Raw genomic sequence first — 26,331 nt, forward strand, 5'->3', positions numbered from 1 at the left:
GTCCTTGGTGGGGTTTCAGGAAAAGGAAGGGGTGCCGGGCCGCTCGCCCGACTTTGCGTTCTGGGTCTGCCGCAGCAGCATGGGCACGTCGAGGATGAGCGCGACCTCGCCGCTGCCCAGGATGCTGGAGCCGCTGATGCCCTCGAGGTGCGCGAACATCGGCGCCATCGGCTTGATGACGGTCTGCGCCTCGCCGAGCAGCCGGTCCACGATCAGGCCGAAGCGCTGGGCGCCCTGCTTGACGACGACGATGCTCTGGCGCGCGCTGGGCGCACCCGCTACCTTGAAGAGCTGGCGCAAGCGGATGAAAGGCAGCACCTGGCCGCGCAGTTCGGCGTAGTCGTGGCCCGTGTCCGCCGTGAACTCCACGCACTCCTCGATCACCTCCAGCGGCAGCACGAACACGGCGTTGCCGACGGTGACCTGGAAGCCGTTGATGATGGCCAGCGTGAGCGGCAGGCGCACCGTCACGGTCGCGCCCTCGCCTGGTCGGCTGTCGATGCCGACCACGCCGCGCAGTGCGGTGATGTTGCGCTTGACCACATCCATGCCGACGCCGCGGCCCGACAGGTTCGTCACCTGCTCGGCGGTCGAGAAGCCCGGCTCGAAGATCAACCCATAGATCTCGGGATCGCTCAGCGGCTTGCCCGGCTCGATCAGCCCGCGTTCCACCGCCTTGGCCAGGATGCGGTCGCGCGAGAGACCGCCGCCGTCGTCGCTCACCTCGATCACGATGCTGCCGGAGTCGTGGTAGGCGTTGAGCGTGACCGTGCCGCGTGCGGGCTTGCCGCGTTCGGCACGCAGCGCCGCGTTCTCGATGCCGTGGTCCATGCTGTTGCGCACCAGGTGCGTCAGCGGGTCGGCGATCTTCTCGACCACCGTCTTGTCCAGCTCGGTGTCTTCCCCGTGGATCTCGAGCGCGATGTCCTTGCCGATCTCGCGCGAGACGTCGTGCACCACGCGCTTGAAGCGGCTGAAGGTCGCGCCGATCTTCACCATGCGCAGTTGCAGCGCGCTGTCGCGCACCTCCTGCACCAGGCTCACCAGCGTCGAATGCGCCTCGTGCAACGCGGTGCTCTGCAGGTGGCGCCCTGCCACGCTGGCCGTGGCCGATGCCGTGATCAGTTCGCCGACGAGGTCGACCAGGCGGTCGAGCTTGTCGGCATCGACGCGCACCGATTGCGTTTCGCCGGCCTTCGCCTCCTTGGCGCCACGCAGACGGGGCGCCGCAGCGTCGCCGCTCGTGGCAGCGGCCTGCCCGTCGGCGATGGGCGCCGTGTCCAATGCCGCATCGGCCGTCGGGCCGGCCAGCGCGGCATCGAGCACCGCCTGCGTAAGGCTGCGGCAGTGCACCAGAATCCGACCCATCTCCGGCGCGCTCTCGTTGCCGAGCAGTGCCAGGTAATCGGCGACGGGGCTGCCCGGCGGCACGATGCGCACGGCGCAGTCGTCCTGCACGAACTCGAAGGCGCCTTCGATGGCCGCGCGCTCCGCCGTGCTTTGCAGGGCGAGCTCGAAGCCCAGATAGCACGACTCCGCATCCATCTCTGCCAGGGCCGGCAGTGCGTCGGGCACCGTGGCGATGGCCGTGACGGTGCCCAGCTTGTTCAGGTAGCGCAGGAAGGACAGCGGGTCCATGCCGTTGCGCAGGACATCGGTGCCGAATCGCAGCGAGATGTGCCAGTGCGCCGCATCGGCCTGGACCGCGGTCGACGTCGACACCACGGGCGACGCAAACGCCCCGGCCGCCGGGGCCGGCTCGCTACCCAGGTGCCGATGCAACTGCACCAGCAGCGGCGCTGCGCGCGCTGTCATGTCGTCGTCGGCCTCGGTGTGGCCCGCAGCCGCGGCGTCGACCAGGCTGCCCACATGGTCGCGGCAGGCCAGCAGCAGTGTGACCATCGCGTCGTCCAGCGGCAGCGCGCCGGCGCGCACCTTGTCGAGCACGCTCTCGGCCACATGGGCGAACGCCACGATGAAGTCGAGGCCGAACAGGCCGGCCGACCCCTTGATGGTGTGCGCCGCGCGGAAGATCGCGTTGACGGAGTCGGAAGGGTCTTCTTCCTGCAGCACGCCGAGCAGCGCGGCGTCCATCTCTTCGAGCAGTTCCCTGCATTCCACGAAGAAGGTCTGAAGGGCGTCATCCATGTTCATGCGGGCTCTCCTTGCGGCAGCGCTGCCGGTGCCATGTCGAAGAAGGACGCGAGGTCGAAAAGACCGAGCACGTCGCGCACGGCTTCGCTCGGTGCGCAGAGCGTCACGGTGCGCTCACTGGCGCGGGCCGCGCGGTGCGTGGCCATCAGCAGCTGCACGCCGGAACTGTCGAGCTCCGTCACGCCGGACAGGTCGATGTCGATGCCCTCGGACGCGTCGGCCAATGCGCCGATCAGCCGCGTCTGCAGCTCCGCCGCACCGTAGATGGTGAGTTCGCCTTCCAGCGCGAGCCGGGCGCGGCCGATCATGGCTGACCTCCGCCCTGCGGGCTGCGGTGCTGAGCGCCTTCGGGCGGCCGGGCGGCGCTCATGGCAGCACCAGCTTCTCGACCGCCGCCAGCAGCATCGCCGGCTGGAAAGGCTTGACCACCCAGGCCTTGGCGCCCGCGGCCTGGCCTTCGCGCTTCTTGGCTTCCTGGCTTTCGGTGGTGAGCATGATCACCGGCGTGAACCGGTACGCCGGCATGGCCTTGACGTTCTTCACGAACGTGATGCCGTCCATGTTGGGCATGTTCACGTCGCTGACGATCAGGTGCACCTTCTGGCCGGTGAGCTTGGTCAGCGCATCCTGGCCATCGCGGCCCTCGATGACGTCGTACCCCGCGCCCTTCAGCGCAATACCGACGACCTGGCGCACCGAAGCGGAGTCGTCGACGATCAGGATGGTCTTTGCCATGGGAATCCTCTAGAAGAAAGTGATCTCGGTCTGCGGAGCCGGGGCCGATGCCTTGGCACCGCCGGGGCCTTGATGGATGTCACGCTCGCTGGCCATCGCATAGGTGGCCTCGAGTTCCTGGAGCAGGCCCGCCGCCTCCAGCGGCTGCAGGTCGCCGTCGCGCTCGCAGGCGTCGCAGTGGTCCTGCACGACGGTCGGCATGCGTGTGATGTTGTCGCGCACATGCGCGAGCACCTGGCTCACGCGGTCCTGGAACTGGAGCTGTACCAGCGCGTCGTTGACCTCGGCCTGGATGCCGGCGCTCTCGTCGCGCAGGAAGGCCGCCGAATCGGCGAGCGAACCCGTCAGGCCCTGGAACTGCGCGAGCACGTCGCGGATGCGCGTCTCGGACACCGAGACGACCTGCTGTTCCTGCGAGCGCGTGACCTCGGCCACGCTGCGCACCTCGTCGATCGCAGCGCGGATCGCGCCGGTCTTGCTGGCGATGAGCCGGCCGGTCTCGCCGGACGCCCGCGACAGCGCGCGCACCTCCTGCGCCACCTGCGAGAAGCCGCGGCCGCTCTCGCCCGCATGCGCCGCCTCGATGGCCGCGTTGATGGCCAGCAGGTTGGTCTGCTGCGCCAGCCGCGACACGCCGTCGGCCATCTCGCGGAGCTCGCCGACGAAACTCTGCAGCCCCTGCACCTTGTCGAGCATCTGGGCCTTGCTGTGCATGGCGTCGCGCAGCGAGGCGACGACGGCCTGGAGCTGTTCCTGGCTGTCCGCATAGAGGGCCGCCGCGGACGCATCCGACGTGCCCCCGCCGCTGCCCGAGGTCGACAGCATCTGCCCCAGCTTCTGCACGATGCCCGCGAAGCGTTCGCTCAACGCGGCGATGGCGTCTTCCATCTGGCTGCGCGAGGCCTCGATCTGACCCGACCAGACCGGTGCCACGTCGGCACTGAAGGTGCGGTGACCCGTGAAGTAGGCGCGCAGCGCCTCGTCGTTCGACTGCTGCGCCTTCATGGCGAACCGGCCCGCCGCGGCGCCCCCCCCCACCAGCGCCACCGCGCAGGCCGCACCGGTGACGCTCGCCGTCGACAACGCCAGACAGGCCGCACCACCGAGGACGCCCATGGCAGGGGCGACGAGAAACTGCACGTTCTTCCGATTCAGCTTCAGGTTCAATTTCATGTTGGATTCCTGGAAGGCCGCCACACAGGGATCCGGGCAACAGCCACGGACGCCGCAGGTGCAGGCGACAGTCACCCTTCTATTTCGGTGGGATTCCTCCTACACGAGAGGGCACGAGTGACGAAATAAGGGACTTATCCGGCCAACATCGGTCAATCGGCTTGGCCACCTCTCACTAGCATCGGTGGCATGGCGCAGCCCCACCCCGAGCCTCTTCCACTGCACACCGCGAGCGCCGAGGCCGAGCACCGCGCCGACCTCGTGCCCGTGGTGCTGCGGCTGCTGGTCGCCCACGCCCGTGCGCATGCGAAGGACGCGTCGGCCCTGGTGCGCGGCCTGGGCTTCGATCTGGCCGACCTCGACTCGCCGTTGTTGCGGGTGTCCTATCGGCAATGCGCCGAAGCGATCCGGCGCGCGCTGGTGCTGCTGCCGAGCCCGCACCTGGGCCTGGAGATCGGGGAGGCGCTGAAGGTCGTGTCGCTGGGCAAGGTCGGCCTGGGGATGATGGCAAGCGAGAACTCGCACCGGATGTTCGATTTCCTGATCGCCTTCCCGCAGCCGGCCGGCAGCCTGCTCTCGCTGCACAGCGAGTCGACCGCGAAGCACTTCGCTGTCGTCGCGCAACCGCTGTTTCACGACCCCGACCTGCAGCGCTTCCTGGCCGGCTACACGCTGGCCGCGCTGGCCTCGCTCGCCCGGCAGATCGTCGGCCCCGAATGCCGCCCGCTGGGCGTCGAACTGGCCTTGCCGCCATCAGCCGGCACGGCCGTCTATGAACAGGCCTTCGGTCGGTTGCCGCTGTTCGGGCAGCCGACCGACCGGCTGGTCTTCGCCCACGACGCGCAGCCCCTGCCCTGCGCGGAGCCCTCGGTGGCCCGTGCGATGCAGGAGGGCCTGCAAGCCACCCGGTCGGCCCGGCCCGTGCTCGAGATCGGTGCGGCCGTGGCCCAGATCATCCGTCGGCACCAGGGCGCGCCGCCCCCGTTGGCCCAGGTGGCGCGCGCGCTCAACATGAGCGAACGCTCGTTGCGACGCCGGCTGTGCGACGAGGGGCTGAGCTTCCGCGCGCTGATCACCGACGACCGACGCATCCGCACGCTGAACCTGGTGACGCAGTCCGATGCGTCGATGACCCAGGTGGCGACGCGCTCGGGCTACACCAGCGCGCGCAGCCTGCGGCGGGCCGTCAACCGGTGGACGGGCTCCGGGCCGTCCAGCCTGCGCAAGACAGCGCAGCGGTCGGAGTAGGCCGCCGCCATGTGGGCCGCATTCAGACCAGACTGTCCAGCGGCCAGCGCGGCTTGACGTCGAAGGCGTAGGCCTCGGTCGCTTCCTGCAGACCGGCCTGCAGGCGCATCGCGGCGGCCATGGCGATCATGGCGCCGTTGTCGGTGCACAGGTGCAGCTCCGGGTAGTGCACGCGCACGCCGCGCTGTGCGCAGGCGGCGTCGAGCTGCTGGCGCAGCATCCGGTTGGCGCCGACGCCGCCGGCCACCACCAGGCGCTTCAGCCCGGTTTCGGCCAGCGCCGACAGGCTCTTCTTCAACAGCACTTCGACGATGGCCGCCTGCGTGGACGCCGCCAAGTCGGCCTTGCGCGCTTCGAGCTGGTCGCCGAGCTTCTTGGCCTGGGTGAGCACGGCGGTCTTGAGTCCCGCGAAAGAGAAGTCGAGGTCGCCGCTGTGCAGCAGCGGGCGTGGCAGCTTGAAGGCTGCCGGGTCGCCCTGCTCCGCCAGCTTGGCCAGCCACGGCCCGCCGGGGTATGGCAGGCCCATCAGCTTGGCGGACTTGTCGAAGGCCTCGCCCGCGGCGTCGTCGATGGTCTCGCCCAGGATCTCGTAGCGGCCCACGCCGTCGACCCGCATCAGCTGGGTGTGGCCGCCCGACACGAGCAGCGCCACGAACGGAAATTCCGGCGGGTCTTCACTGAGGAAAGGCGACAGCAGGTGACCTTCGAGGTGGTGCACGCCCAGCACCGGCTTGCCCAGCGCCGCGCCCAGCGCGCAGGCCACGCCCGCCCCCACCAGCAGCGCACCCGCGAGGCCGGGCCCGCGGGTGTACGCGACGACGTCGACATCGGCCAGCCGCTTGCCGGCCTCGTCGAACACGGTCTGCGTCAACGGCAGCACGCGGCGGATGTGGTCGCGGCTGGCCAGTTCGGGCACCACACCCCCGTAGGCCTGGTGCATGGCGATCTGGCTGTGCAGTGCGTGCGAGGCCAGACGCGGCACGGCCGCGCCCTCCCATTCGACCAGCGCCACGCCGGTTTCGTCGCACGACGATTCGATTCCCAATACGAGCATGGCCGCGAGTGTAGGATGCGCCCGCTTTCGGGGCATGGATGTTGCTGCATGCCCCTTCACCCTGCCCTTCGGAACGCCCACGACACGATGAAATCCGGACTGAGCTTCCTGATCGCCGCCCTGCGCAGCGAGATCGACGAACTCGATCAGCTGTCGCGAACCAGCGCGCTGGTCGGCACCATCGGCCGGCTGGTGCACGCACTGCAGCGCGAACGCGGCATCTCCAATGTGCTGTTGGCCTCCGGTGGCCAGCGCTTCGCCGCCGAGCGGAGCGCGCAGATCGCCGAATGCACCAGCCTCGAGCAGGCGGTGCGCGAATGCTTCGACGCGCTCGAAGCCGACCCGCGCCGCCTGGGCAACAGCGCCCGGCTGTTCAGCCGCATCGCGTGGGTGGTGCCGGGCCTGGACGCCCTGCCGGCCCTGCGCCAGCGCGTGGGCGCGCTGCAGATGCCAGCCACGGAAGCAACCGCCGCCTTCGTCAAGGTGATCGCCGGCCTGCTCGCGGTGGTGTTCGAGGCCGCCGACGGCGCCTCCGACCCCGAGATTTCGCGGCTGCTGGTGGCGATGTTCAATTTCATGCAGGGCAAGGAACTCGCCGGGCAGGAGCGTGCCTGCGGCGCCGCCGCCTTCGCGTCCGGCCGCAACGAGTCGGCACGGCAGCAGCAATGGCTGCACCTGATCGAATCGCAGGAGCGCTGCTTCCAGGTCTTCTCGGAGTTCTCCGGCCCCGAACCGGAGGCGCAGTGGCTGGCCCACCTGCCGCCGGCCCAGACCGCCGAGCTGGAGCGCCTGCGCCGCATCGCCTGCGCCGCGCCCACCGGCGTGGCGCTCGACCCCAACCTGAGCCCGGTGTGGTTCGACTGCTGCACGCGCCGCATCGACGCCATGCAGACCGTCGAGGAACGTCTGGCCGCGGACCTGCACCATCTGTGCGTCGCCAAGATCGGCCATGCCCGGGGCGAGCTGGCGAACCACGAGACGCTGCTCGCGCAGATGGCGCACCAACCGGCGACGGCGTCGTCGGCCTTCTTCGACCAGCCCGATGCCCCGCCCGTGGCCCCGGCGGCGAGCGGCGCGCCAGCCTACGGGCGCCAGTTGGAGCGATCCATCCTCGACCTGGTGCAGGACCAGGCGCAACGGCTGCAGGCCATGGGCGACGAACTCGACACCGTGCGTGCGTCGCTCAACGAGCGCAAGCTGGTCGAGCGCGCCAAGGGCCTGCTGATGGCGCACCGCCGTCTGAGCGAGGCCGAGGCGCACAAGATGCTGCGCCAGACCGCGATGAACCAGAACCGGCGGTTGATCGACGTGGCCGAATCAGTGCTCTCGATGGCGGAATACCTGCCCGTGGACGGGAAACCCTGAGCGCGATTGGTGCGTTGCACAACAAGCGTGCCGCACCCTGAAGGACGATCGAACCGTCGTTCTCCCCTGGCCGTTCCTCATCTGGCCGCTACAACTTCAATAGCGCGACGACCTTTCACCCTGCTGGCACAACGCTTGCATGTGAAGCTGCATAGACCGACGTAGGTCTGCAGGCAGGTGGCATCCAACGCAGGGTGTCGCCCACCGAACCGGACAAAGGCGTCCGTATCCGTCGAAGCTCGCTCATCAGCAGCTTCGACGCGATGCGGACGCCTTTTTTGTTTTTGTCTTTCGCTTTGTCCTTTTCTTCCGGAGTTCGCCCCATGACCGATCTGCTGAAAACGAAGTTGAGTCGCCGCCGCGTGCTGCAGGTGGCTGCTGTCGGTGCTGCCGGCATCGACCCTGCGCTGCGCGCCCTTGCCTACGCCCAGGGCTCCGACAAGCCCGAGAAGGAGGAGGTCAAGATCGGCTTCATCCCGCTGACCGACTGCGCCAGCGTGGTGATGGCCTCGGTGCTGGGCATCGACAAGAAGTACGGCGTGAAGATCGTGCCCAGCAAGGAAGCCAGCTGGGCCGGTGTGCGCGACAAGCTGGTCAACGGCGACCTCGACATGGCCCACGTGCTGTACGGCCTGGTCTACGGCGTGCACCTCGGCGTGGGCAGCACCAAGAAGGACATGGCCGTGCTCATGACCCTGAACAACAACGGCCAGGCGATCACGCTGTCGAAGAAGCTGGCCGACAAGGGTGCGGTCGACGCGGCCTCGCTCGCCAAGCTGATCGCCAAGGAAAAGGGCGAGTACACCTTCGCGCAGACCTTCCCGACCGGCACGCACGCGATGTGGCTGTACTACTGGCTCGCCTCGGCCGGCATCGACCCGTTCAAGGACGTGAAGAACATCGTGGTGCCGCCGCCCCAGATGGTGGCGAACATGCGCATCGGCAACATGGACGGCTACTGCGTGGGCGAGCCCTGGGGCCAGCGCGCCATCATGGACGGCATCGGGGTGACCGCCATCACCACGCAGGACATCTGGAAGGACCACCCCGAGAAAGTGCTCGGCACCACGGCCGACTTCGTCAAGAAGTACCCGAACACCGCGCGTGCCGTGACCGCCGCGATTCTGGAAGCCGGCAAATGGATCGACACCGGCCTGCAGAACAAGAACAAGATGGCCGAGACGATCGCCGACAAGAGCTACGTCAACACCAGCGTGGACGCCATCAACCAGCGCATCCTGGGCCGCTATGTCAACGGCATGGGCAAAAGCTGGGACGACCCGAACTTCATGAAGTTCTACAACGACGGCGCGGTCAACTTCCCGTACCTGTCGGATGGCATGTGGTTCCTCACGCAGCACAAGCGCTGGGGGCTGCTGAAGGCGCACCCGGACTACCTCAAGGTCGCGACCGAAATCAACCGCATCGACATCTACAAGCAGGCCGCGACGGCCACCAAGACACCTGTGCCCGCGTCACCGATGCGCACCAGCAAGCTGATGGACGGCATGGTGTGGGACGGCAAGGACCCCGCCAAGTACGCCGATTCGTTCAAGGTCAAGGCCTGAGGAGAACACCATGGTGAGCGCCGTTTTTCATTCTCCGCTGGAGGCCAATGTGCCTCTCTCCACACCGGCCACCGCATCGGCCGCGACGCCTGCCAAGGCTGCCGCCGTTGCGGCGCTTGCGCCGGTGCAGGCCGCGCCGCGCAAGCCGATCGACCTGCGCGCCTTCTGGATGCGCGTGCTGCCGCCGCTGGCCGGCTTCGGTCTGCTGCTGCTGGTCTGGGAGCTGATCGCGATGAACAGCACCACCGGCTTCCCCTCGCCGCTGGTCACGGGCAAGCAGGCGCTGACGGTGTTCGCCGATCCGTTCTACAGCAAGGGGCCGAACGACCAGGGCGTGGGCTGGAACGTGCTGTCGTCGCTGCAGCGCGTGGCACTGGGCTTCGGCCTGGCGGCGCTGGTGGGCATCCCGGCGGGCTTCGCCATCGGGCGCTTCGAGTTCCTCTCGCGCATGTTCAACCCGCTCATCAGCCTGCTGCGTCCAGTGTCGCCGCTGGCCTGGCTGCCGATCGGCCTGCTGGTCTTCAAGGGCGCCAATCCGGCGGCCATCTGGACCATCTTCATCTGCTCCATCTGGCCGATGGTCATCAACACGGCGGTCGGTGTGCAGCGCGTGCCGAGCGACTACATGAACGTGGCGAAGGTGCTGAACCTGAGCGAATGGAAGATCCTCACCAAGATCCTGTTCCCCGCCGTGCTGCCCTACATGCTGACCGGCGTGCGCCTGGCCGTGGGCACCGCCTGGCTGGTGATCGTCGCCGCCGAGATGCTCACCGGCGGCGTGGGTATCGGCTTCTGGGTGTGGGACGAGTGGAACAACCTCAACGTCGCCAACATCATCATCGCGATCTTCGTTATCGGCGTGGTCGGCCTGGTGCTCGAATTCGCGCTCATCAAGATCGCCACCGCGTTCACGTTCGAAGAGGTGAAGTCATGAATGAAGACAAGTTCATCGAGATCAGCGATGTCGAACAGACCTTCAAGACGCCCAAGGGCAGCTTCCAGGCGCTGCGCGACATCCACCTGACGGTCGCCAAGGGCGAGTTCGTCGCGCTGATCGGTCACTCGGGCTGCGGCAAGTCGACGCTGCTGAACCTGATCGCCGGCCTCACCAAGCCGACGCACGGCACGCTGCTGTGCGCCAACCGCGAAATCGCCGGCCCCGGCCCGGAGCGCGCGGTGGTCTTCCAGAACCATTCGCTGCTGCCCTGGCTCACCTGCTACGAGAACATCTATCTCGGCGTGGAGCGCGTCTTCGCGGCGACCGAGAGCAAGGCGCAGCTGAAGGCCCGCACCGACGCGGCCCTCGCGCTGGTCGGCCTCACACCCGCCACAGGCAAGCGGCCCGGCGAGATCTCCGGCGGCATGAAGCAGCGCGTGGGCATCGCCCGTGCGCTGGCGATGGAACCCAAGGTGCTGCTGATGGACGAGCCCTTCGGTGCGCTCGACGCCCTCACCCGCGCCCGCCTGCAGGACGAACTGCTCGCCATCGTGCAGAAAACGCAGAGCACGGTCGTGATGGTCACGCACGACGTGGACGAGGCGGTGCTGCTGTCCGACAAGATCGTGATGATGACCAACGGCCCCTCGGCCACGATCGGCGAGGTGCTGCCGGTGAACCTGCCACGCCCGCGCAACCGGGTCGAGCTGGCCGAGGACCGCGACTACGTGCACTACCGCAAGGCGGTCATCGACTTCCTCTACACGCGGCAAGGCCACGTCGAGAAGGCGGCCTGAGCGCCACACGCCGGGAACCGCCATGGACATGCGCGTGGAGAAGAAGAAGCAGAAGCAGAAGCTGGTGCTCGTGGGCAACGGGATGGCCGGCGTCCGCACGCTCGAGGAGCTGATCAAGATCGATCCGGCGCTCTACGACATCACCGTGTTCGGCGCGGAGCCGCACCCCAACTACAACCGCATCCTGCTGTCGCCGGTGCTGGCGGGCGAGCAGGGCCTCGACGAGATCGTGCTGAACCCGTGGTCGTGGTACGAAGAACACGGCATCACGGTGCATGCCGGCCGCCGGGTGGTCGAGGTCGACCGCGTGCGGCGCATCGTGCGCGCCGACGACGGCACCGAGGCGCCTTACGATCGCCTGCTGCTGTGCACCGGCTCCCATCCCTTCGTGCTGCCGGTACCGGGCAAGGACCTCGAGGGCGTGATCGCCTACCGCGACATCGCCGACACGCAGGCCATGATCGACACCGCCAAGACGCACCGGCACGCGGTCGTCATCGGCGGCGGCCTGCTGGGTCTGGAAGCAGCCAACGGCCTGATGCTGCGCGGCATGGCCGTGACCGTGGTGCATGTCAGCGAATGGCTGATGAACCGCCAGCTCGACGAGGTGGCGGCCGGCCTGTTGCGCGAGTCGCTCGAAGACCGCGGCCTCAAGTTCCGCCTGGGCGCGCATACGCAGGAATTGCTGGACGACGGCGCGGGCCGCGTGCGCGCCGTGCGCTTCAAGGACGGCGACGAGGAGCCCGCCGACCTGGTGGTGATGGCGGTCGGCATCCGCCCCAACGTCGCGCTGGCCGAATCGATGCGGCTCCACTGCCAGCACGGCATCGTCGTCACCGACACGCTGCAGACCGTGACCGACGCCCGCATCTACGCGGTGGGCGAATGCGCGGCGCACCGCGGCATCGCGTACGGCCTGGTCGCGCCGCTGTTCGAGCAGGCGCGCGTGGCTGCCAACCACCTGGCCGAGATGGGCTACGGCCGCTACGTGGGGTCGCTCACGTCGACCAAGCTGAAGGTGACCGGCATCGACCTCTTCAGTGCCGGTGACTTCATGGGCGGCGAAGGCACCGAGGCCATCGTGCTGCGCGACCCGGCCGGCGGCGTCTACAAGAAGCTGGTGATCAAGCAAGACAAGCTGGTCGGCGCCTGCCTGTACGGCGACACGGCCGACGGCAGCTGGTACTTCGAGCTGCTGCGTGAAGGCCGCAGCGTGCGGGACATCCGCGGCCAGCTGATGTTCGGCGCTCCGGTCGTATGAGCACTGCGCACGAGACCCGCTCCACCTGCCCGTATTGCGGCGTGGGCTGCGGCGTGATCATCGAATCCACAGGCGCGCAGATCACCGGCGTGCGCGGTGACCCGGACCATCCGGCCAACTTCGGCCGGCTGTGCACCAAGGGCTCGACGCTGCACCTCACGGCGACGGCCGCGGTCACGATGCAGACGCGCCTGCTGCAGCCGATGCGGCGCGCGGAACGCGGCACGACGCCTGCGGCCATCACCTGGGACGATGCGCTCGACACCGCCACCGCCAAGTTCGCCCAGGTGATCCGCGACCACGGCCCGGACGCCGTCGGCTTCTACATCTCCGGCCAGCTGCTGACCGAGGACTACTACGTCTTCAACAAGTTGGCCAAGGGCCTGATCGGCACCAACAACATCGACACCAACTCGCGCCTGTGCATGAGCAGCGCGGTCGCGGGCTACAAGAAGACGCTGGGCGCCGATGCGCCGCCCGCCTGCTACGACGACTTCAACGATGCGCAGTGCCTGTTTATCGTCGGCAGCAACACTGCCTGGGCGCACCCCATCCTGTTCCGCCGCATCGAGGATACGAAGCGGGCCAACCCGGCGATGAAGATCGTCGTGGTCGACCCGCGCCGCACCGACACCTGCGAGATCGCCGACCTGCACCTGGCAATCCAGCCCGGCACCGACGTGATGCTGTTCCATGGCCTGCTGCACCTGATGCTGCGCGAAGGTTGGACCCAGCCCGGCTACATGGCCGCGCACACCACGGGCTTCGACGCGCTGGCGACGACGGTGCGCGACTGCACGCCCGAGCGCGTGGCGCAGGTCTGCGGCATCGACCCGGCCGACCTGCTGACCACGGCGCGCCTCTTCGCGACGTCGGCCGCGACGCTGAGCCTGTACTGCCAGGGCCTCAACCAGTCGTCCTCCGGCACCGCGAAGAACGCGACGCTGATCAACCTGCATCTGGCGACCGCGCAGATCGGCCGGCCCGGCGCCGGGCCCTTCTCGCTCACCGGCCAGCCCAACGCGATGGGCGGTCGCGAGGTCGGCGGCATGGCGAATCTGCTGAGTGCCCACCGCGACCTGGCCAATCCGGCGCACCGCGCCGAAGTGGCGGCGCTGTGGGGGGTGCCCGATGTGCCTGCGACGCAAGGCAAAACGGCGATCGAGATGTTTCAGGCCGCAGCGGACGGCGAGATCCGCGCACTGTGGATCGCCTGCACGAACCCCGCCCAGTCGATGCCCGACCAGGCCACCGTTCGGCGCGCGCTGGAGCGCTGCGAGTTCGTCGTCGTGCAGGAAGCCTTTGCGACCACCGCGACCTGCACCTACGCCGACCTGCTGCTGCCCGCCACGACCTGGGGCGAGAAGATCGGCACCGTGACCAACAGCGAGCGCCGCATCTCGCGCGTGCGCCCCGCCGTGCCGGCACCGGGCGCTACGCGGCATGACTGGTCGGCGGTCGCCGATTTCGCGCAGCGTCTCGAAGCGGTGCTGCCGTCGCGCAGCGCCGCGCCGCTCTTCCCCTACGCGCTCGACACCGAAGCTGGTGCCGAGGCGATCTGGAACGAGCACCGCGAGAGCACCCGTGGGCGCGACCTCGACATCACTGGCCTGAGCTGGGCGATGCTGGAGGCGAGAGGGCCGCAGCAATGGCCCTTGCCAGAAGGTCAATCGACCGGCCGCGCGCGCCTGTACGAAGACGGCGTGTTCCCCACGCCAGACGGCCGCGCCCGCTTCTACGACGTCGCCTACCAGCCGGTGGCCGAAGTCCGTGAACCCCGCTACCCCTTCTCGCTCAACACCGGCCGCCTGCGCGACCAGTGGCACGGCATGAGCCGCACCGGCACGCTGGGCCGCCTGTTCGGCCACGCGCCTGAGCCGGTCGTGCAGATGCACCCGGAGGACATGGCGCGCCGCGAGATCCGCGACGGCGAGCTCGTGCAGGTCGCATCCAAGCGCGGCGCGATCGTGCTGCCGGCGCAGGGCAGCACCGACATCGGCCCGGGCCAGAGCTTCATCGCCATGCACTGGGGCGAAGAGGCGCTGAGCGGCCGGTCGAGCAGCGGCGAGCGGCTGGCGGGCGTCAACGCCCTGAGCACCCCGGTGTTCTGCCCCGATTCAAAGCAGCCCGAACTCAAGCACGCGGCCGTGCAGATTGCGAAGGCGGAGTTGCCCTGGTCGCTGCTCGCGGTGGCCTGGCTGCCCGGCGACCGGGTGCTCGCGGCGCAGACCGCCTTGCGCGCACTGATGCCGCGCTTCGCCTTCGCCACTTGCGTGCCCTTCGGCAGCGGCGGCGCGCTGGCGGGCGGCGCGGCCGAGCGCAGCGGGCTGCTGTTCCGCGCGGCCGACACGGAAGCCGCATCGCCTGAACTCCTGGCCGAGATCGAGGCCCTGCTCGGCCTGGCCGCGCCGGAGACCCTGCGTTACGCCGACGCGCGTCAAGGTCAGCACCGCGCCGCGCGCCTGGTGCGCTCGGACGGCGATCCGCAGGAAGCAAGGCTCGAGGCCTTTCTGCTGGGCGGCGACACGCGCGCCGAAGCCTGGCTCAAGCCGCTGCTGCAGGACCAGTTGCCCGCTCAGGCCTTCGGCCGCCAGCTGCTGCGTCCGGGCGCCACGGCACCGGTGCCCCTGCAGGCGCGCGGCAGGGTCGTCTGCAGCTGCTTCGGCGTGACCGAAAGCGTCATCCGGCTGCAGTTGCCGCGCTGCACGGGCTCGGACCGCGAACGCCTGTCCGCACTGCAGGACGCGCTGAAATGCGGCACCAACTGCGGCTCCTGCCTGCCCGAGCTGCAACGCATGCTGCACGCCACGCCGGCCGTGGCCGCCGCGTCCGAGGTCGCACTGTCGTGAACGTCCTTGGTGCGTCCGCGGGCATAAGCGACTCCCCTTTCCGGCATAAGCCTTGCGGGACAATCCATTCACCCATGGGAATCAGCCACTACATCAAGGAAATCGGCCGCGGCGCGCGCGGCGCCAGGCCGCTCACGCGCGAACAGTCGGCCGACCTGTTCGGCCAGGTGCTGGACGGTGCCGTCACCGATCTCGAGATCGGCGGCTTCTGCCTGGCCATGCGCATCAAGGGCGAGACGCCCGAGGAGATGGCCGGCTTCCTCGACGCCACGCACGCGCGGCTGAACCTGTTTCCCGCCGCCGGCCGCGCCTTGATCGTGCTGCCCAGCTACAACGGCGCACGCAAGCTGCCGGTGCTCACGCCGCTGCTCGCGCTGCTGCTGGCGCGAGAAGGCCTGCCGGTGCTGCTGCACGGCAGCGCCAGCGAATCGAGCCGCGTGCTGGCGTCGAACGTGCTGGCCGCGCTCGACGTGCCGGCGCTCGCCACGGTGCGCGCGGTGGCCGATGGCGAGGTGGCCTTCGCGCCGACCGAGCTGCTGAACCCGGCCCTCAAGAAGCTGCTCGACGTGCGCCGCGTGGTCGGCCTGCGCAACCCCGGCCACAGCGTCGTGAAGCTGATGCGACCGACCGCCGGCCCCTGCGTGGTGGTTGCGAGCTACACGCACCCGGCCTACGCCACGGTGATGGGCGACACCTTCGCGCTCACCGGCACCACGGCGCTGCTGTCGCGCGGGCTCGAAGGCGAGGTCGTGTCCGACCCGCGCCGCACCGCGCAGATCGACGGCTACGTGCGCGGCGAGCGGCAGGAGCTGCAGGCGCAGCAGGCCGGCACGCTCGCCGACGTGCCAGGCCTGCCCACCGAGATCGACATCGCATCGACCGTGCACTACACGCGCCGCGTACTGGCGGGCGAGCTGCCCGTGCCCGACGCGATCGCGACGCAGGTCGCGCACATCCGACAACTGGCCACCTACGCATGAACGACCTCACCCACGACCGTCGCAACGGCACCTGCACGCTGGTCGGCGCCGGCCCCGGCGACCCGGAACTGCTGACGCTCAAGGCGGTCAAGGCCATCGCCGCGGCCACCGTGCTCTTCGTCGACGACCTGGTGAACGACGCCATCCTCGGCCACGCCCGCCCCGGCGCGCGCATCGTCTACGTCGGCAAGCGCGGCGGCTGCAAGAGCACGCCGCAGGCCTTCATCGAGAAGCTCATGATCACCGCCGTGCGCGAAGGCGAGACGGTGGTGCGCCTCAAGGGCGGCGACCCGTTCATCTTCGGCCGCGGCGGCGAGGAGGTCGAACACCTGCGCGAGGCCGGCATCGAGGTCGCCGTGGTCAACGGCATCACCGCTGGCCTGGCGGCGGTGACCGCACTGGGCGTGCCGCTGACCCACCGCGACCACGCGCAGGGTGTCGTCTTCGTCACCGGCCACGCCAGGACCGGCGCCGGGGCCGACCAGGACCCGACCGACTGGCGCGGCCTGGCCGGCATGGTGCACCACGCGCGCCTCACCCTGGTGATCTACATGGGCGTGGCCGGCGCAGCGCACATCCAGCGCGAACTGCTGCAGGGCCTGCCTGCTTCGACGCCGGTCGTGGTGGTGCAGCACGCAAGCCTGCCGCAACAACGCCACGTGGCGACCACGCTCGAGCGCCTGTGCCTGGACATGGCCGATGCCGGCCTGGGCAGCCCGGCGGTGATCGTGGTGGGCGACGTGCTCCGCGGCTTGGCGGCGGTGGCGCAGGGCGATTGCGCCTTCGGGACCTGACCCAAGGCATCGTCGCGCCCGTCAAAAAATATAGACCCGCCCCAGGACGCCCCACGAGATCACCATGCAGTCCTTGACGCAAGCGTAGGAGTACAGACCCCAAGGGGCGTTGTACATGACGTGCAAGCCGTTCTGCCTGAACAGGCTGTCCACCCCATCACGCATCGGAAGGCCTGTGGCCATTCGCGTCTGGATCGCCGCCAGATGCTGCGAGCGCGTCGGAACGCTGGCCTGCGCGCTCCAGGCCAGCGCGCCCAGCGCCGCCAACGCCGTCACGACACCCCAACCCAGTCGTAGCGGCCATCGTCTGGCCACCGTCCTTCTTTGCTCGATGGGCTTGCTGTTCATGATGCATCCGCATGCGCAAGGTGCCGACCACAGTGACTGCAACGGAACAGATACGCACACACATCGCCATCCGCGCGCATGTTCGTCAAGGCATCGACAGACCAACCGTCATCGATGATCAACTGCTGCGCATCGGGCAATGCCTGCAACCGATCCCAACCGACGGGGCCGAGGAATATTGCTGCATCGCCGCAGCACACCTGCCAGCGCTCGCCCTGCCAGCTCAGGTAGCCCGGCGTACGCAGGTTGATCTCGTCCACGACCTCTTTCGGAACCTCGCCCGAGGCGAAGTCGCTCACGAACTCCGAGCCGAAGCGCGCCGCCGCGCTGCCATCCGCGATACACCACGGGCAGAGGTGGTCCGGCTGGTTGCCAGCGCCGTAGGGCTGCATGCGATACGCCCAGCCTGTGGACAGCCCACAGCACGGACACACGGCGTCGGGTGCTGCCCCGACCGCGCCGGTCGCCACCGGGTCCGGGTGGTAGCGGAATGCCGGCAGTTCCCCCGCCGGCCGCAGCCGCGAGCCAGGCGCGGGCTGTGGCTTGCGGCCGAGGGTCTCGAAAGCGAACGTACCCTCCAGCGGCAACGCGACACCGTTCTGCCGGTACAACGCATCGCCCAGCCGTGCCGGGTCTGCAGGGTCCGGCAGCAACACGAGCCGGGTGTTCTCATGCCATGCCAAAGCCACCACGACCACACCCGGCGGCACGCCAGCCGCAAGATGCGGTGTCGAACGCAATTGCCGCGTGTGGTGTGCGATGTCTTCCGCCGTTGCCGACATGCGCTTGCGGTCCGAGCGGTCGAGCACCGGCAGGAAACGCCATTTCTTCCGGGTGGGGCCGTGCGTGTCCGTGACCTCCCAGCCGTTCTCACACAACAGTTGATCGTGCAACCAGGCTGGCAGCGCCACACCGATACTTGCTTCGCAACGAAGGATGTCATCTTCACTGGCGGGCGGGTTGGCACCGGGTATCTGGGGTTTCCGAGAACCGGTCATCTGATGTCCTTGCTGGTGAAAAGACCGATGTATGGCAGTCCGTTGTAGCGCTTTTCCGTATCCGCAATCGCCTGCGTCGGGTCGGCGTACACGAACATCGCGTTGGCGGTGTGGATGCCTCGTTGGGCGCAGGCCGCCACGATGGCCTGCGCGGAAGCGTCCGCTTCCAGCGTGCTGTGCGCCACCACTTGCGCCACGGGCGCGGATTCGGCCAGCCATATCACCAGTAGCAGGTCTTCGTCGTACAGGAAGCGCGTGTTCAGATCGATGCAAAAGCCGCAGCCGGTCATGTCTTCCTGGCCGGCCTCGATGTCCTCCACGTCGTGCGCCCAGTAATCCTCCGCATAGTTGAAATACATGCCGAAATCGTGCTCCGACAATGGCGTGTTACCGATCCAGAAGTGCAGCGCCGAAAACGGCATGGGTGGGCGCGGCGGGCCGTAGCGCTCGACCCAATCGAACAGCACTCCGGGCGTCAACCCCTCGCGGCGTTCGATTTCAGGAAAGCCACCGCGCGGCGTGCGCGTGAGCGCTTCGTCTACGAGGGCGCGGATGTCGCTCTCGGTGAACGTCTTGTTTGTCATGTGTCCGAATCCTCGTCTTCTTCGCGGAAGCCGGTAGCCGCCTCAGCCCAGAATTCGTTGCGCGGCATGTGCAATTCGACGAATTCCGCAGCCTGTTGCGGCTGCGCAGCCAACTCGCCCAGCGCACGAAGCCAGCCTTCGAACTGTGCGGCGGAATCGGCAATGCGGATGGCATCCCACCGCCCCGCGCCGTGATGGGCAAACAGGACAGGAAAACCGGATTCGCCGTCGCGCAGGTCGATGAGAAAAGGGTCCGCAAAATAGTTCGACGCGAACACCCACCAGTCCGGATGCCAACCACCTTCATCGGTGCTGACGAGACGTTCTCCTGTGACGCCGTGTACCCGGTAACCGATCTGCATCGTGGTCCAGTCATCCACTGCGGCGAAGTTCCAAGGCAACGCCATGTTGGACTGTGAGAAATTCCCTCGCAGCAGCGGGTGAAGCGCGAGTGGTGGCATGGGGTGGGTCATCACAACTTCCCTTCGTGATCTTCCAGCACGGTCGCCGCATGGATGCGGATCAACTCGAAGGTGGAATCCAGGCCGGCCCGGGCCGCCGCCACCTCCTCGTCGGTGATAGTGCAATAGCCGCGCCCCGGTGCAAGCTCCGGGGCAAGCGCGGCTTCAATCTGCGGATGCATGCGCAGCGCGGCCTCCAACGGGCGGTAGTCGAGCGGGCGATGCTTGCCACGGTCACGGAAGGAGCGGTATGGCGCAGCAATCCCCCGGGCTGCGATTTCGACGGGCAACGCCGGAAGGTGCGCCACGACAAGGCCCATGTGGTCGAGTCGCGCAAGCGCAGCAGCCGCCCAGGCACGCGTGCTGATATCGGCTTTCCGGTCGAGCATGGCCGCGGTCAGGGCGTCGACCAGCGCCGGAGTGTCGTGGTTGATCTCGGCCAGCAGCATGATTGCGTGGACAGGCGCTCCTTGTGCGGCCCCTGTGACGACATCGACCAGCGCAGCGACCGCGGGTTCTCCGACCTGGCGGAGCAATCCCTCGTATTCGCCGACCAGGATGCCAGGCTCACTGACACCTTGCACCGCATGTGGCAGCAACTCCGCGATCCGCGCCTCCACTGGGAGTGCCGCGATACGCTGCCGCTCCTGCTCGGCCTTGTCATATTTCGGAAAATGCCTGCGCACCTGCGCCTGGGTGAGGCTCAGCGGCACGAGCTCACCGGCTTCGTCCGCGGCAATGACGACGAAGTCCTTGCCGACGGCACCTGTCCGGACAAGCGCCGTGCGGGCGCGCCTGGCAGCACGCGGGAAGCAGTGCAAAAACCGGTCATAGACCTTTTCCCACGCAGCGAAACTTCCATCGCGTGCGGCAAATCCGTGGCAACTCATGGCCCATGCATCCTCGGCACCACCCGGCTCGCTGTGATGGACGAGGTCCGCCCCCGACCAGCGAACATCCACCTCGTATTCAGGCCCGTGTTCTGCGCGGTACCGCGTCTCGACCTGCGCCAGCGTCTCCTCGGTACCCACCGTCAGGCAGGGCCAGTAGATGACCGAGCCATCCCCGTAGAACGCATGGAACATCGCACCGTAGATGCGCTCGTCTGGATGCGCCTCGCGCACCTGGCGCACGGTCGCGATCACATGCTCCATGGCCGCCTCCTCCAGGCCCTTCCAGTCGAATGCCGCACGTGCCTTCATGGCACCCCTGCGTCCGCGCCGTAGTGCTCCACCACGAGCCTGGACAACGGGTCCGGGTAGGCCCAGAAAGCCTGGTCGAGTTCATAGAGACGATCACGCTCTGCCTCTGACAACAGGCCGGGCAGTTCCGCCAGCGAGACGACTTCCTCGGTCTGGCCGTATGGTTCAACCACCGCATACATGGCACGCAGGATGCGGACGGCCTCTTTCGCACCTATAGCCTCCAACGAAGCGATGGCGACGAGCAGATTGTCCTCGCCCCAATTCCCGAGAAACTGCAGAAAGCCTCCATTGTTGATGTCGGCTTCGGCGCGCCACAGCGCGACCAGTTCGTAGTCCCGCTTTGTGATCGCAGACACCTTCCATCCTGCGTCCTTGAGTCGACCAAGGGCCTCTTCATACAGCGCGTCCTGCAGGATGTCCCACACATCGACCATGCCTTGTGGATGCGGCGCCCACAGCGCGGGCCAGTTCAGGCCGTGTTCGTCGTCCGTCAGCGCCCAGGCAAGCCGCTCTGACGGCGTTGCCTTTTCCACGCGGATGTAGCGGCGGATCGGCGTCGCCAGCGTGCGGCCATCGGCCAACGTCAGCACGATATCTGTCTCGGTGATTGATACACCGGCAATGCGGTAACGGCTCATCCATCTCCCCCTGAATCGAAATGCCAGCTGCCCGCTCGTGCCGTGGCAGGCATACTGTTTGTTACGCGGCGAGATAATAAGCAGCAGGAATGGCGGCGGCGCGCGATCCGGATTGGAAACGCGACAAATAGTTGCGCGCAACCAGCTTTCTGTGACGCTCCTGCACCTTTGCCATGACGCCGCTGGTGCGCCTCTAACAATCCTCCACTTCAGATGCCAGTGGAAAACGAGCTGAAATGCTGGACCTCGACAAACTCAATGAACTGGCCGGTAGCCACGGCGAATTGCAGCGCGGCAAGGGCCTGGTCACGGGCACCATCGCGCTGAGCCTGGGCATCCTGTGCTTCCTCGGGGTGCTGGCCTTCCATTTCCCGCAGTACCTCACCACGCCCGAGCTGCGCCGCAGCTACAACGTCGACCTCATGCGCACCATCTTGCTGGTCGCGATGGTCGTGGCGGGCGGGCTGGCGCTGGTCAACATCGTGTTCAACCGCTCGCGCTGGCTGTCGTCGGCGGCCTTCCTGCTGATCGTCTCGGCAGCGCTGCTGGGCGGCCACAAGGTGCCGGTGAACGACTTCGCGGACAACACGCCCTACATCGGCCTGGACTGGTTCATCCTCGACCTGCTGGGCTCGGCGCTGATCTTCATCTTCATCGAGAAGCTGTTCGCGCACCGCAAGGACCAGCCGGTGTTCCGCGCCGAATGGCAGACCGACTTCCATCACTTCGTCGTCAACCACATGATCGTGGGCTTCGTGCTGCTGGCCACCAACCTGCTGGTGCACAAGCTCTTCGGCTGGGCCGCCAACGACGGCATTCGCGGCTGGATCGCCGGCCTTCCGTTCTGGGCCGGCGTGCTGCTGATCATCCTGGTGGCCGACCTGGTGCAGTACTGGACGCACCGCGCCTACCACGAGGTGCCGGTGCTCTGGCGCCTGCACGCGGTGCACCACAGCGTCAAGAGCATGGACTGGATGGCCGGCTCGCGTCAGCACATCCTGGAGCTGCTGCTCACGCGCACGCTGGTGCTGGCGCCGATCTATGTGCTGGGCTTCAGCAAGGAAGTCATCGACGCGTACATCGTGGTGGTCGGCTTCCAGGCGGTGTTCAACCACTGCAACGTGAACGTACGGCTCGGGCCGCTGCGCTACCTGATCGTCACGCCGAACTTCCACCACTGGCACCATGCGCAAGACCAGGAAGCGCTCGACCGCAACTACGCAGCGCACTACGCCTTTCTCGACTACCTCTTCGGCACGGCGGTGAAGAGCACCAAGCTCTGGCCGGAACGCTACGGCGTGCTGGGCGACTACGTGCCCAACGGCTTCTTCAAGCAGCTGAAGTTTCCGTTCGTGTGGAAGGGGTGAGCGCCTTGGACCCGACTCGCCTGCGTGGCGCCTCCTTGCTCTGCGCCGCCCTGCTGCTGGCCGGCTGCGCCTCGCGCTTTGAATCCGCAGAGAACGGCGGGCTGCCGCGGCTCAACGTCCAGAGTTCGGCGATCGCGCCGGGCAACGGCGGCGAGCTGATCGCGTCGAGCGCGCTGGAGCCGGGGGACATCCTGCTCACGTCGGTCGCGACGCTGGGCTCCTTCGGCATCCGGCTGGGGACCTTCTCGCCGGTGAGCCATGCGGTGCTGTACATCGGTGACGGGCAGGTCGCCGAAGCCGTGGGCGACGGCGTGCGTGCACGACGCATCGACGACGTGGTGGCCGAGGAGCAGATGGTGGTCGCCTTCCGTCACCCCGGCATCGACGCCGAGCATGCACGGCGCCTGCGTAGCTGGGCGCTGTCGCAGGTCGGCACGCGCTACAACACCGTCGGTGTGTTGCTGAACGCACCTTTCGTGCTCAACCGACGCATCTGCGAGCTGCCGCTGATCCCCGGCGCCGCGCGCGATTTCTGTCTGCGCGGCTTCGCCACGGTGCAACTCGGTGCGAGCCGCGACGACCAGTTCTTCTGTTCGCAGTTCGTGCTGGAAGCCTACAACCAGGCGGGCCTGCCCGTGACTACCGCCGACCCGCGCTGGGTGAGCCCGGCCGACCTGCTGCACATGCGCGAGGGCGACGTGCCGTCGATTCCCGCGACGCAACCGTTGCGCTATGTCGGCCACCTCAAATACAACCCGCCGCCGGTGATCACCGCCGACGGGACGACAGCGCGTTGATGTTCGACGCCGTCGTCATCGGCGCGGGCGCCGCCGGGCTCTTCTGCGCCGCGCAAGCGGGCCAGCGCGGACGCCGTGTGCTGCTCATCGACCACAGCGATCGCGTGGCCGAGAAGATCCGCATCTCGGGCGGCGGCCGCTGCAACTTCACCAACCGCGACATCGACGTGCGCGCGCCGCAGCGCCACTTCGTGAGCGAGAACCCGAACTTCTGCCGCTCGGCCCTGTCGCGCTACACGCCACAGCAGTTCATCGGGTTGATGGACAAGCACGGCATCGCGTACCACGAGAAGCACAAGGGCCAGTTGTTCTGCGACGGACCGTCGCAGCAGATCATCGACATGCTGCTGGCCGAGTGCGATGCAGGCGGTGTCGTGCGCTGGCAGCCGTGCGGCGTGAAGCGCATCGCGTACACCGCACCCGAAGGTACTGCAGGCGGGCACTACCGCCTGGAAACCGACCGCGGCCCGGTCGATGCGCCGCAGGTGGTGATCGCCACCGGCGGGCTGTCGATCCCGCAACTCGGCGCGAGCGACTTCGGCTACCGCATCGCCCAGCAGTTCGGCCTGCGCATGGTCGCGCTGCGACCGGCGCTGGTACCGCTGACCTTCGCCGGTGAAGGATGGGCGCCGTATGCAAGCCTGGCCGGCCTCGCATTGCCGGTACAGATCGAGACCGGCAGCAAGAAGCAGCGCATGCACTTTCTCGAAGACCTGCTCTTCACGCACCGCGGGCTGTCCGGCCCGGCGGTGCTGCAGATCTCTAGCTATTGGCGCGAAGGCATGCCGCTGAGCATCGACTTTGCGCCCGGCACGGACGTGGCCGAAACCCTCGGCGAAGCCAAGTCGCGCTCGCGCAAGAAGATCGTGAACGAATTGGCGGCGCTGGTGCCGTCCCGGCTGGCGGATGCATGGGTCGGCAACGAGCCTGCGCTACAGCGTCCGATCAACGAGGCACCCGACCGCGCGCTCGCGCAGTTGTCGGAGCGCATCGCGCGCTGGCAGATCACGCCGACCGGGACCGAAGGCTACAAAAAGGCAGAAGTGACGGCGGGCGGCGTGGACACGCGCGACCTGTCGTCGCAAACCATGGAATCGAAGCAGCCCGGCCTCTATTTCATCGGCGAGGTGGTCGATGTGACAGGCTGGCTGGGCGGTTACAACTTTCAATGGGCTTGGGCCAGCGCGTATGCGTGTGCACAGGCACTGCAGCCCGGTTGATTCAGCGCTTTTCTTCGTCAGCGGGGTTCGGTGGCACACCGTTGGGCGCATCCATCGCGTCGCACGTGTCGTTTTGCCAGCTCAAACGCGCTTTGCCATCGGCATCGACCGTCCCGTGCAGCGTCCGCTGGAAACCGGCATCGTGCGTTTCGCCGATCTTGAGGGTCATCGCCTCGCCCGGTTGGTAGCCGCGCGTCGTGACCAGGATGCCGACGGGCTGGCATGCGAAAGCCTGGTGGATCGGTGTGGCGAAGTCTGCCGTGGTCCACGCCACACTGACGATGGCCTTTGGACTCGCCGACGGAGGAACAGGCGTTGCACAGGCGCCAAGCAGCACGGCCAGCGTCCCGGCCATCGCGAGTCGGTACGTCCCATTGAGCAAAAAGGCGTGCTGCAGCATTCGGTCTATAATATCTGGCTAACTTTGGCCTCCCCTCAACGGCCTCCAAATTTTCAGTTGAGGAACCCCGGCCTGGGGCCTCGATCTCCCCCGGCCAACTTCAGTTCAACGATTTATCAATGACCACCATCCGCGTTAAAGAAAACGAGCCCTTCGACGTCGCACTGCGTCGCTTCAAGCGCACCATCGAAAAGCTCGGTCTGCTGACCGACCTGCGCGCCCGCGAGTTCTACGAAAAGCCGACGGCCGAGCGCAAGCGCAAGAAGGCTGCGGCCGTCAAGCGCCACTACAAGCGCGTGCGCAGCATGCAGCTTCCCAAGAAGCTGTTCTAAGCAGCGCTTCACTGGCCCACGCCAGTGAACCGAGCCGCGCCGGGGAAACCTGCCGCGGCTTTTGTTTTTGTCCGTCGAGAAGAAAGAAGAAAGCCATGACCCTCAAGGAACAGATCACCGAAGACATGAAGACGGCGATGCGCGCCAAGGACAGCGAGCGCCTGGGCACCATCCGTCTGCTGCTGGCTGCCATGAAGCAGAAGGAAGTCGACGAGCGCGTCGAGCTCGACGACACCCTGGTCGTGGCCATCGTCGACAAGATGGTCAAGCAGCGCAAGGACTCGATCGCCGCCTTCACGACCGGGGGCCGTGCCGATCTGGCCGACAAGGAATCGGCCGAGATCAAGGTGCTGGAGGTCTACCTGCCGCAGCGCATGAGCGCCGAGGAAGTGGCGGTCGAAGTGAAGGCGATCGTCGCCGAACTGGGCGCCAAGGGCCCGGGCGACATGGGCAAAGTGATGGGCGCGGTCAAGGCGAAACTCGCTGGCAAGGCCGACATGGGCCAGGTCAGCGCCGCGGTCAAGGCGGCCTTGTCGGGCGCCTGATGGCCGCCGAGGCCCGCAGCCCGGTCCTCAAGGCCTGCGCCTGCCTGGTGGACAGCCGCGGCCGCCTGCTGGTGTTCGACCATCCGGAAGATGGCGGCATGCAGCTGCCCAAGGGCACGGTCGAACCCGGCGAAACGCCCGACGACGCCGTGCGCCGCGAGCTGCTGGAGGAATCGGGCATCGTGCACGACGGGGCGCTGCAGTCGCTGGGCACGATGGACCGCGAGTGCGAAGCCGGGGTGGAAGGCAATGTGCACCGCCATGCCCAGCTGTGGCATGTCTACCTGCTGCGAACGGGCGGCGCGCTGCCCGAGACCTTCGAGCACGTTGCCAGCGGCAGCCCGGAAGAAGACGGCCTGGTCTTCCGCTTCCGCTGGCTCGCGCCGGATGCGGCGCTCGACGGCTTCGCCGAGCCCTATCGGCGCGCCATCGCCATGATGCGCGCGGCGCTTGCCGACGCGGCGACACGTGCGGTGGAGTGATCGGTTCAAACGTCGCCGGCAGCACCTGCAGGTGGCCCG

At 67.6% G+C, this 26,331-nt stretch carries 26 protein-coding genes and 1 pseudogene; 15 read left to right on the forward strand and 12 right to left on the reverse strand.

Going from position 1 to position 26,331, the window contains the following annotated elements:
* Nucleotides 1–15: 15 nt before the first annotated feature.
* The 4 genes from ACSFA0_RS13805 to ACSFA0_RS13820 are packed head-to-tail and all read right to left on the reverse strand — an operon-like array spanning nt 16 to nt 4,062.
* The gene (locus ACSFA0_RS13805; protein ID WP_435450732.1) at nt 16–2,154 is read right to left on the reverse strand and encodes a chemotaxis protein CheA; all 2,139 of its coding nucleotides are present in this window, start codon (nt 2,152–2,154) and stop codon (nt 16–18) included.
* Nucleotides 2,151–2,462, reverse strand: a complete 312-nt coding sequence (locus ACSFA0_RS13810; protein ID WP_435450733.1) for an STAS domain-containing protein — start codon at nt 2,460–2,462, stop codon at nt 2,151–2,153. The genes ACSFA0_RS13805 and ACSFA0_RS13810 overlap by 4 nt, the downstream gene beginning before the upstream one ends.
* A gap of 58 nt (nt 2,463–2,520) precedes the next feature.
* Complete coding sequence (locus ACSFA0_RS13815; RefSeq protein ID WP_262076251.1) at nt 2,521–2,889, reverse strand: response regulator; 369 nt, start codon at nt 2,887–2,889, stop codon at nt 2,521–2,523.
* 9 nt (nt 2,890–2,898) lie between these two features.
* Nucleotides 2,899–4,062, reverse strand: coding sequence for a methyl-accepting chemotaxis protein (locus ACSFA0_RS13820; RefSeq protein ID WP_435450734.1), 1,164 nt, complete (start codon nt 4,060–4,062; stop codon nt 2,899–2,901).
* A 189-nt stretch (nt 4,063–4,251) separates the two neighbouring features.
* Here ACSFA0_RS13820 and ACSFA0_RS13825 point away from each other — a divergent pair, with 189 nt between their 5' ends.
* Nucleotides 4,252–5,310, forward strand: coding sequence for an AraC family transcriptional regulator (locus ACSFA0_RS13825; RefSeq protein WP_435450735.1), 1,059 nt, complete (start codon nt 4,252–4,254; stop codon nt 5,308–5,310).
* Between the two features lie 22 nt (nt 5,311–5,332).
* Here ACSFA0_RS13825 and tsaD read toward each other — a convergent pair whose 3' ends face one another.
* Nucleotides 5,333–6,364 carry a tRNA (adenosine(37)-N6)-threonylcarbamoyltransferase complex transferase subunit TsaD gene (gene tsaD / locus ACSFA0_RS13830; RefSeq protein WP_435450736.1) on the reverse strand — a complete coding sequence of 344 codons (1,032 nt, stop codon included), beginning with the start codon at nt 6,362–6,364 and terminating at the stop codon, nt 5,333–5,335.
* A gap of 87 nt (nt 6,365–6,451) precedes the next feature.
* On the opposite strand from tsaD, the gene ACSFA0_RS13835 reads away from it, so the two are divergent.
* The 8 genes and pseudogenes from ACSFA0_RS13835 to cobA all read left to right on the forward strand — a co-directional run bounded on the left by ACSFA0_RS13835 (nt 6,452) and on the right by cobA (nt 16,915).
* A complete protein-coding gene (locus ACSFA0_RS13835) occupies nt 6,452–7,729 on the forward strand; it encodes a nitrate- and nitrite sensing domain-containing protein (RefSeq protein ID WP_435450977.1) in 1,278 nt (425 codons plus the stop codon).
* A gap of 323 nt (nt 7,730–8,052) precedes the next feature.
* A complete protein-coding gene (locus ACSFA0_RS13840) occupies nt 8,053–9,297 on the forward strand; it encodes a CmpA/NrtA family ABC transporter substrate-binding protein (protein WP_435450737.1) in 1,245 nt (414 codons plus the stop codon).
* A gap of 10 nt (nt 9,298–9,307) precedes the next feature.
* Nucleotides 9,308–10,231 (forward strand): nitrate ABC transporter permease, encoded by a 924-nt coding sequence (gene ntrB, locus ACSFA0_RS13845; RefSeq protein WP_435450738.1) that lies wholly within the window; start codon nt 9,308–9,310, stop codon nt 10,229–10,231.
* A complete protein-coding gene (locus ACSFA0_RS13850) occupies nt 10,228–11,031 on the forward strand; it encodes an ABC transporter ATP-binding protein (protein WP_435450739.1) in 804 nt (267 codons plus the stop codon). Before ntrB ends, ACSFA0_RS13850 begins: the two co-directional genes overlap by 4 nt.
* A 22-nt stretch (nt 11,032–11,053) precedes the next feature.
* Nucleotides 11,054–12,277, forward strand: a pseudogene (locus ACSFA0_RS13855) (NAD(P)/FAD-dependent oxidoreductase); the annotation flags it as partial.
* Nucleotides 12,278–12,288: 11 nt separating this feature from the next.
* Complete coding sequence (locus tag ACSFA0_RS13860) at nt 12,289–15,141, forward strand: nitrate reductase (protein WP_435450740.1); 2,853 nt, start codon at nt 12,289–12,291, stop codon at nt 15,139–15,141.
* A 74-nt stretch (nt 15,142–15,215) separates the two neighbouring features.
* Complete coding sequence (ybiB, locus tag ACSFA0_RS13865) at nt 15,216–16,121, forward strand: DNA-binding protein YbiB (RefSeq protein ID WP_435450741.1); 906 nt, start codon at nt 15,216–15,218, stop codon at nt 16,119–16,121.
* Nucleotides 16,118–16,915 carry a uroporphyrinogen-III C-methyltransferase gene (gene cobA, locus ACSFA0_RS13870; RefSeq protein WP_435450742.1) on the forward strand — a complete coding sequence of 266 codons (798 nt, stop codon included), beginning with the start codon at nt 16,118–16,120 and terminating at the stop codon, nt 16,913–16,915. Before ybiB ends, cobA begins: the two co-directional genes overlap by 4 nt.
* A 21-nt stretch (nt 16,916–16,936) precedes the next feature.
* On the opposite strand, the gene ACSFA0_RS13875 is transcribed toward cobA, so the two are convergent.
* Genes ACSFA0_RS13875 through ACSFA0_RS13900 form a run of 6 tightly spaced genes read right to left on the reverse strand, consistent with a single transcriptional unit; the run spans nt 16,937 to nt 21,149 of the window.
* Nucleotides 16,937–17,263: a hypothetical protein gene (locus ACSFA0_RS13875; RefSeq protein WP_435450743.1), complete on the reverse strand. Its 327-nt coding sequence runs from the start codon at nt 17,261–17,263 to the stop codon at nt 16,937–16,939.
* Nucleotides 17,260–18,261 carry a CbrC family protein gene (locus tag ACSFA0_RS13880; RefSeq protein ID WP_435450744.1) on the reverse strand — a complete coding sequence of 334 codons (1,002 nt, stop codon included), beginning with the start codon at nt 18,259–18,261 and terminating at the stop codon, nt 17,260–17,262. The genes ACSFA0_RS13875 and ACSFA0_RS13880 overlap by 4 nt, the downstream gene beginning before the upstream one ends.
* Complete coding sequence (locus tag ACSFA0_RS13885; protein WP_435450745.1) at nt 18,258–18,845, reverse strand: immunity 22 family protein; 588 nt, start codon at nt 18,843–18,845, stop codon at nt 18,258–18,260. Before ACSFA0_RS13885 ends, ACSFA0_RS13880 begins: the two co-directional genes overlap by 4 nt.
* Entirely contained in the window at nt 18,842–19,318 is a 477-nt protein-coding gene (locus ACSFA0_RS13890; protein ID WP_435450746.1) for an SMI1/KNR4 family protein, read from the reverse strand. Before ACSFA0_RS13890 ends, ACSFA0_RS13885 begins: the two co-directional genes overlap by 4 nt.
* A complete protein-coding gene (locus ACSFA0_RS13895) occupies nt 19,318–20,508 on the reverse strand; it encodes a DUF4303 domain-containing protein (RefSeq protein WP_435450747.1) in 1,191 nt (396 codons plus the stop codon). Before ACSFA0_RS13895 ends, ACSFA0_RS13890 begins: the two co-directional genes overlap by 1 nt.
* A complete protein-coding gene (locus ACSFA0_RS13900; RefSeq protein WP_435450748.1) occupies nt 20,505–21,149 on the reverse strand; it encodes a DMP19 family protein in 645 nt (214 codons plus the stop codon). The genes ACSFA0_RS13895 and ACSFA0_RS13900 overlap by 4 nt, the downstream gene beginning before the upstream one ends.
* Nucleotides 21,150–21,385: 236 nt before the next feature.
* Here ACSFA0_RS13900 and ACSFA0_RS13905 point away from each other — a divergent pair, with 236 nt between their 5' ends.
* From ACSFA0_RS13905 to ACSFA0_RS13915, 3 genes are read left to right on the forward strand one after another with little or no spacing between them, the layout of a single operon-like run.
* Nucleotides 21,386–22,516 (forward strand): sterol desaturase family protein, encoded by a 1,131-nt coding sequence (locus ACSFA0_RS13905; RefSeq protein ID WP_435450749.1) that lies wholly within the window; start codon nt 21,386–21,388, stop codon nt 22,514–22,516.
* Nucleotides 22,517–22,521: 5 nt separating this feature from the next.
* A complete protein-coding gene (locus ACSFA0_RS13910) occupies nt 22,522–23,313 on the forward strand; it encodes a YaeF family permuted papain-like enzyme (protein WP_435450750.1) in 792 nt (263 codons plus the stop codon).
* On the forward strand, nt 23,313–24,533 hold the full coding sequence (locus tag ACSFA0_RS13915; RefSeq protein WP_435450751.1) for a BaiN/RdsA family NAD(P)/FAD-dependent oxidoreductase: 1,221 nt from the start codon (nt 23,313–23,315) through the stop codon (nt 24,531–24,533). The genes ACSFA0_RS13910 and ACSFA0_RS13915 overlap by 1 nt, the downstream gene beginning before the upstream one ends.
* Before the next feature lies 1 nt (nt 24,534).
* Here the strand turns inward: ACSFA0_RS13915 and ACSFA0_RS13920 are convergent, their stop codons facing one another.
* Nucleotides 24,535–24,933 (reverse strand): hypothetical protein, encoded by a 399-nt coding sequence (locus ACSFA0_RS13920; RefSeq protein WP_435450752.1) that lies wholly within the window; start codon nt 24,931–24,933, stop codon nt 24,535–24,537.
* 119 nt (nt 24,934–25,052) lie between these two features.
* On the opposite strand from ACSFA0_RS13920, the gene rpsU reads away from it, so the two are divergent.
* The 3 genes from rpsU (at nt 25,053) to ACSFA0_RS13935 (ending at nt 26,292) form a co-directional block, all read left to right on the forward strand.
* On the forward strand, nt 25,053–25,265 hold the full coding sequence (gene rpsU / locus ACSFA0_RS13925) for a 30S ribosomal protein S21 (protein WP_068628364.1): 213 nt from the start codon (nt 25,053–25,055) through the stop codon (nt 25,263–25,265).
* Between the two features lie 95 nt (nt 25,266–25,360).
* On the forward strand, nt 25,361–25,810 hold the full coding sequence (locus ACSFA0_RS13930; RefSeq protein WP_435450753.1) for a GatB/YqeY domain-containing protein: 450 nt from the start codon (nt 25,361–25,363) through the stop codon (nt 25,808–25,810).
* Nucleotides 25,810–26,292: an NUDIX domain-containing protein gene (locus tag ACSFA0_RS13935; protein WP_435450754.1), complete on the forward strand. Its 483-nt coding sequence runs from the start codon at nt 25,810–25,812 to the stop codon at nt 26,290–26,292. The genes ACSFA0_RS13930 and ACSFA0_RS13935 overlap by 1 nt, the downstream gene beginning before the upstream one ends.
* The last annotated feature ends 39 nt before the right edge of the window (nt 26,293–26,331 follow it).

This window comes from Variovorax restrictus, from assembly GCF_051216715.1.
Classification (GTDB): Bacteria; Pseudomonadota; Gammaproteobacteria; order Burkholderiales; family Burkholderiaceae_C; genus Variovorax.

Bases quoted from the DNA above. Each gene is read 5' to 3' on its own strand.
- ACSFA0_RS13885 (WP_435450745.1), bottom strand. From the start codon at position 18,845: ATGACAAACAAGACGTTCACCGAGAGCGACATCCGCGCCCTCGTAGAC.
- ACSFA0_RS13835 (WP_435450977.1), top strand. From the start codon at position 6,452: ATGAAATCCGGACTGAGCTTCCTGATCGCCGCCCTGCGCAGCGAGATC.
- ACSFA0_RS13815 (WP_262076251.1), bottom strand. From the start codon at position 2,889: ATGGCAAAGACCATCCTGATCGTCGACGACTCCGCTTCGGTGCGCCAG.
- ACSFA0_RS13920 (WP_435450752.1), bottom strand. From the start codon at position 24,933: ATGCTGCAGCACGCCTTTTTGCTCAATGGGACGTACCGACTCGCGATG.
- ACSFA0_RS13875 (WP_435450743.1), bottom strand. From the start codon at position 17,263: ATGAACAGCAAGCCCATCGAGCAAAGAAGGACGGTGGCCAGACGATGG.
- ACSFA0_RS13825 (WP_435450735.1), top strand. From the start codon at position 4,252: ATGGCGCAGCCCCACCCCGAGCCTCTTCCACTGCACACCGCGAGCGCC.
- ACSFA0_RS13880 (WP_435450744.1), bottom strand. From the start codon at position 18,261: ATGACCGGTTCTCGGAAACCCCAGATACCCGGTGCCAACCCGCCCGCC.
- ACSFA0_RS13900 (WP_435450748.1), bottom strand. From the start codon at position 21,149: ATGAGCCGTTACCGCATTGCCGGTGTATCAATCACCGAGACAGATATC.
- ACSFA0_RS13905 (WP_435450749.1), top strand. From the start codon at position 21,386: ATGCTGGACCTCGACAAACTCAATGAACTGGCCGGTAGCCACGGCGAA.
- ACSFA0_RS13805 (WP_435450732.1), bottom strand. From the start codon at position 2,154: ATGAACATGGATGACGCCCTTCAGACCTTCTTCGTGGAATGCAGGGAA.
- ACSFA0_RS13895 (WP_435450747.1), bottom strand. From the start codon at position 20,508: ATGAAGGCACGTGCGGCATTCGACTGGAAGGGCCTGGAGGAGGCGGCC.
- cobA (WP_435450742.1), top strand. From the start codon at position 16,118: ATGAACGACCTCACCCACGACCGTCGCAACGGCACCTGCACGCTGGTC.
- ACSFA0_RS13890 (WP_435450746.1), bottom strand. From the start codon at position 19,318: ATGACCCACCCCATGCCACCACTCGCGCTTCACCCGCTGCTGCGAGGG.
- ACSFA0_RS13840 (WP_435450737.1), top strand. From the start codon at position 8,053: ATGACCGATCTGCTGAAAACGAAGTTGAGTCGCCGCCGCGTGCTGCAG.
- ACSFA0_RS13930 (WP_435450753.1), top strand. From the start codon at position 25,361: ATGACCCTCAAGGAACAGATCACCGAAGACATGAAGACGGCGATGCGC.
- ybiB (WP_435450741.1), top strand. From the start codon at position 15,216: ATGGGAATCAGCCACTACATCAAGGAAATCGGCCGCGGCGCGCGCGGC.
- ACSFA0_RS13935 (WP_435450754.1), top strand. From the start codon at position 25,810: ATGGCCGCCGAGGCCCGCAGCCCGGTCCTCAAGGCCTGCGCCTGCCTG.
- ACSFA0_RS13860 (WP_435450740.1), top strand. From the start codon at position 12,289: ATGAGCACTGCGCACGAGACCCGCTCCACCTGCCCGTATTGCGGCGTG.
- ntrB (WP_435450738.1), top strand. From the start codon at position 9,308: ATGGTGAGCGCCGTTTTTCATTCTCCGCTGGAGGCCAATGTGCCTCTC.
- ACSFA0_RS13810 (WP_435450733.1), bottom strand. From the start codon at position 2,462: ATGATCGGCCGCGCCCGGCTCGCGCTGGAAGGCGAACTCACCATCTAC.
- ACSFA0_RS13915 (WP_435450751.1), top strand. From the start codon at position 23,313: ATGTTCGACGCCGTCGTCATCGGCGCGGGCGCCGCCGGGCTCTTCTGC.
- rpsU (WP_068628364.1), top strand. From the start codon at position 25,053: ATGACCACCATCCGCGTTAAAGAAAACGAGCCCTTCGACGTCGCACTG.
- tsaD (WP_435450736.1), bottom strand. From the start codon at position 6,364: ATGCTCGTATTGGGAATCGAATCGTCGTGCGACGAAACCGGCGTGGCG.
- ACSFA0_RS13820 (WP_435450734.1), bottom strand. From the start codon at position 4,062: ATGAAATTGAACCTGAAGCTGAATCGGAAGAACGTGCAGTTTCTCGTC.
- ACSFA0_RS13850 (WP_435450739.1), top strand. From the start codon at position 10,228: ATGAATGAAGACAAGTTCATCGAGATCAGCGATGTCGAACAGACCTTC.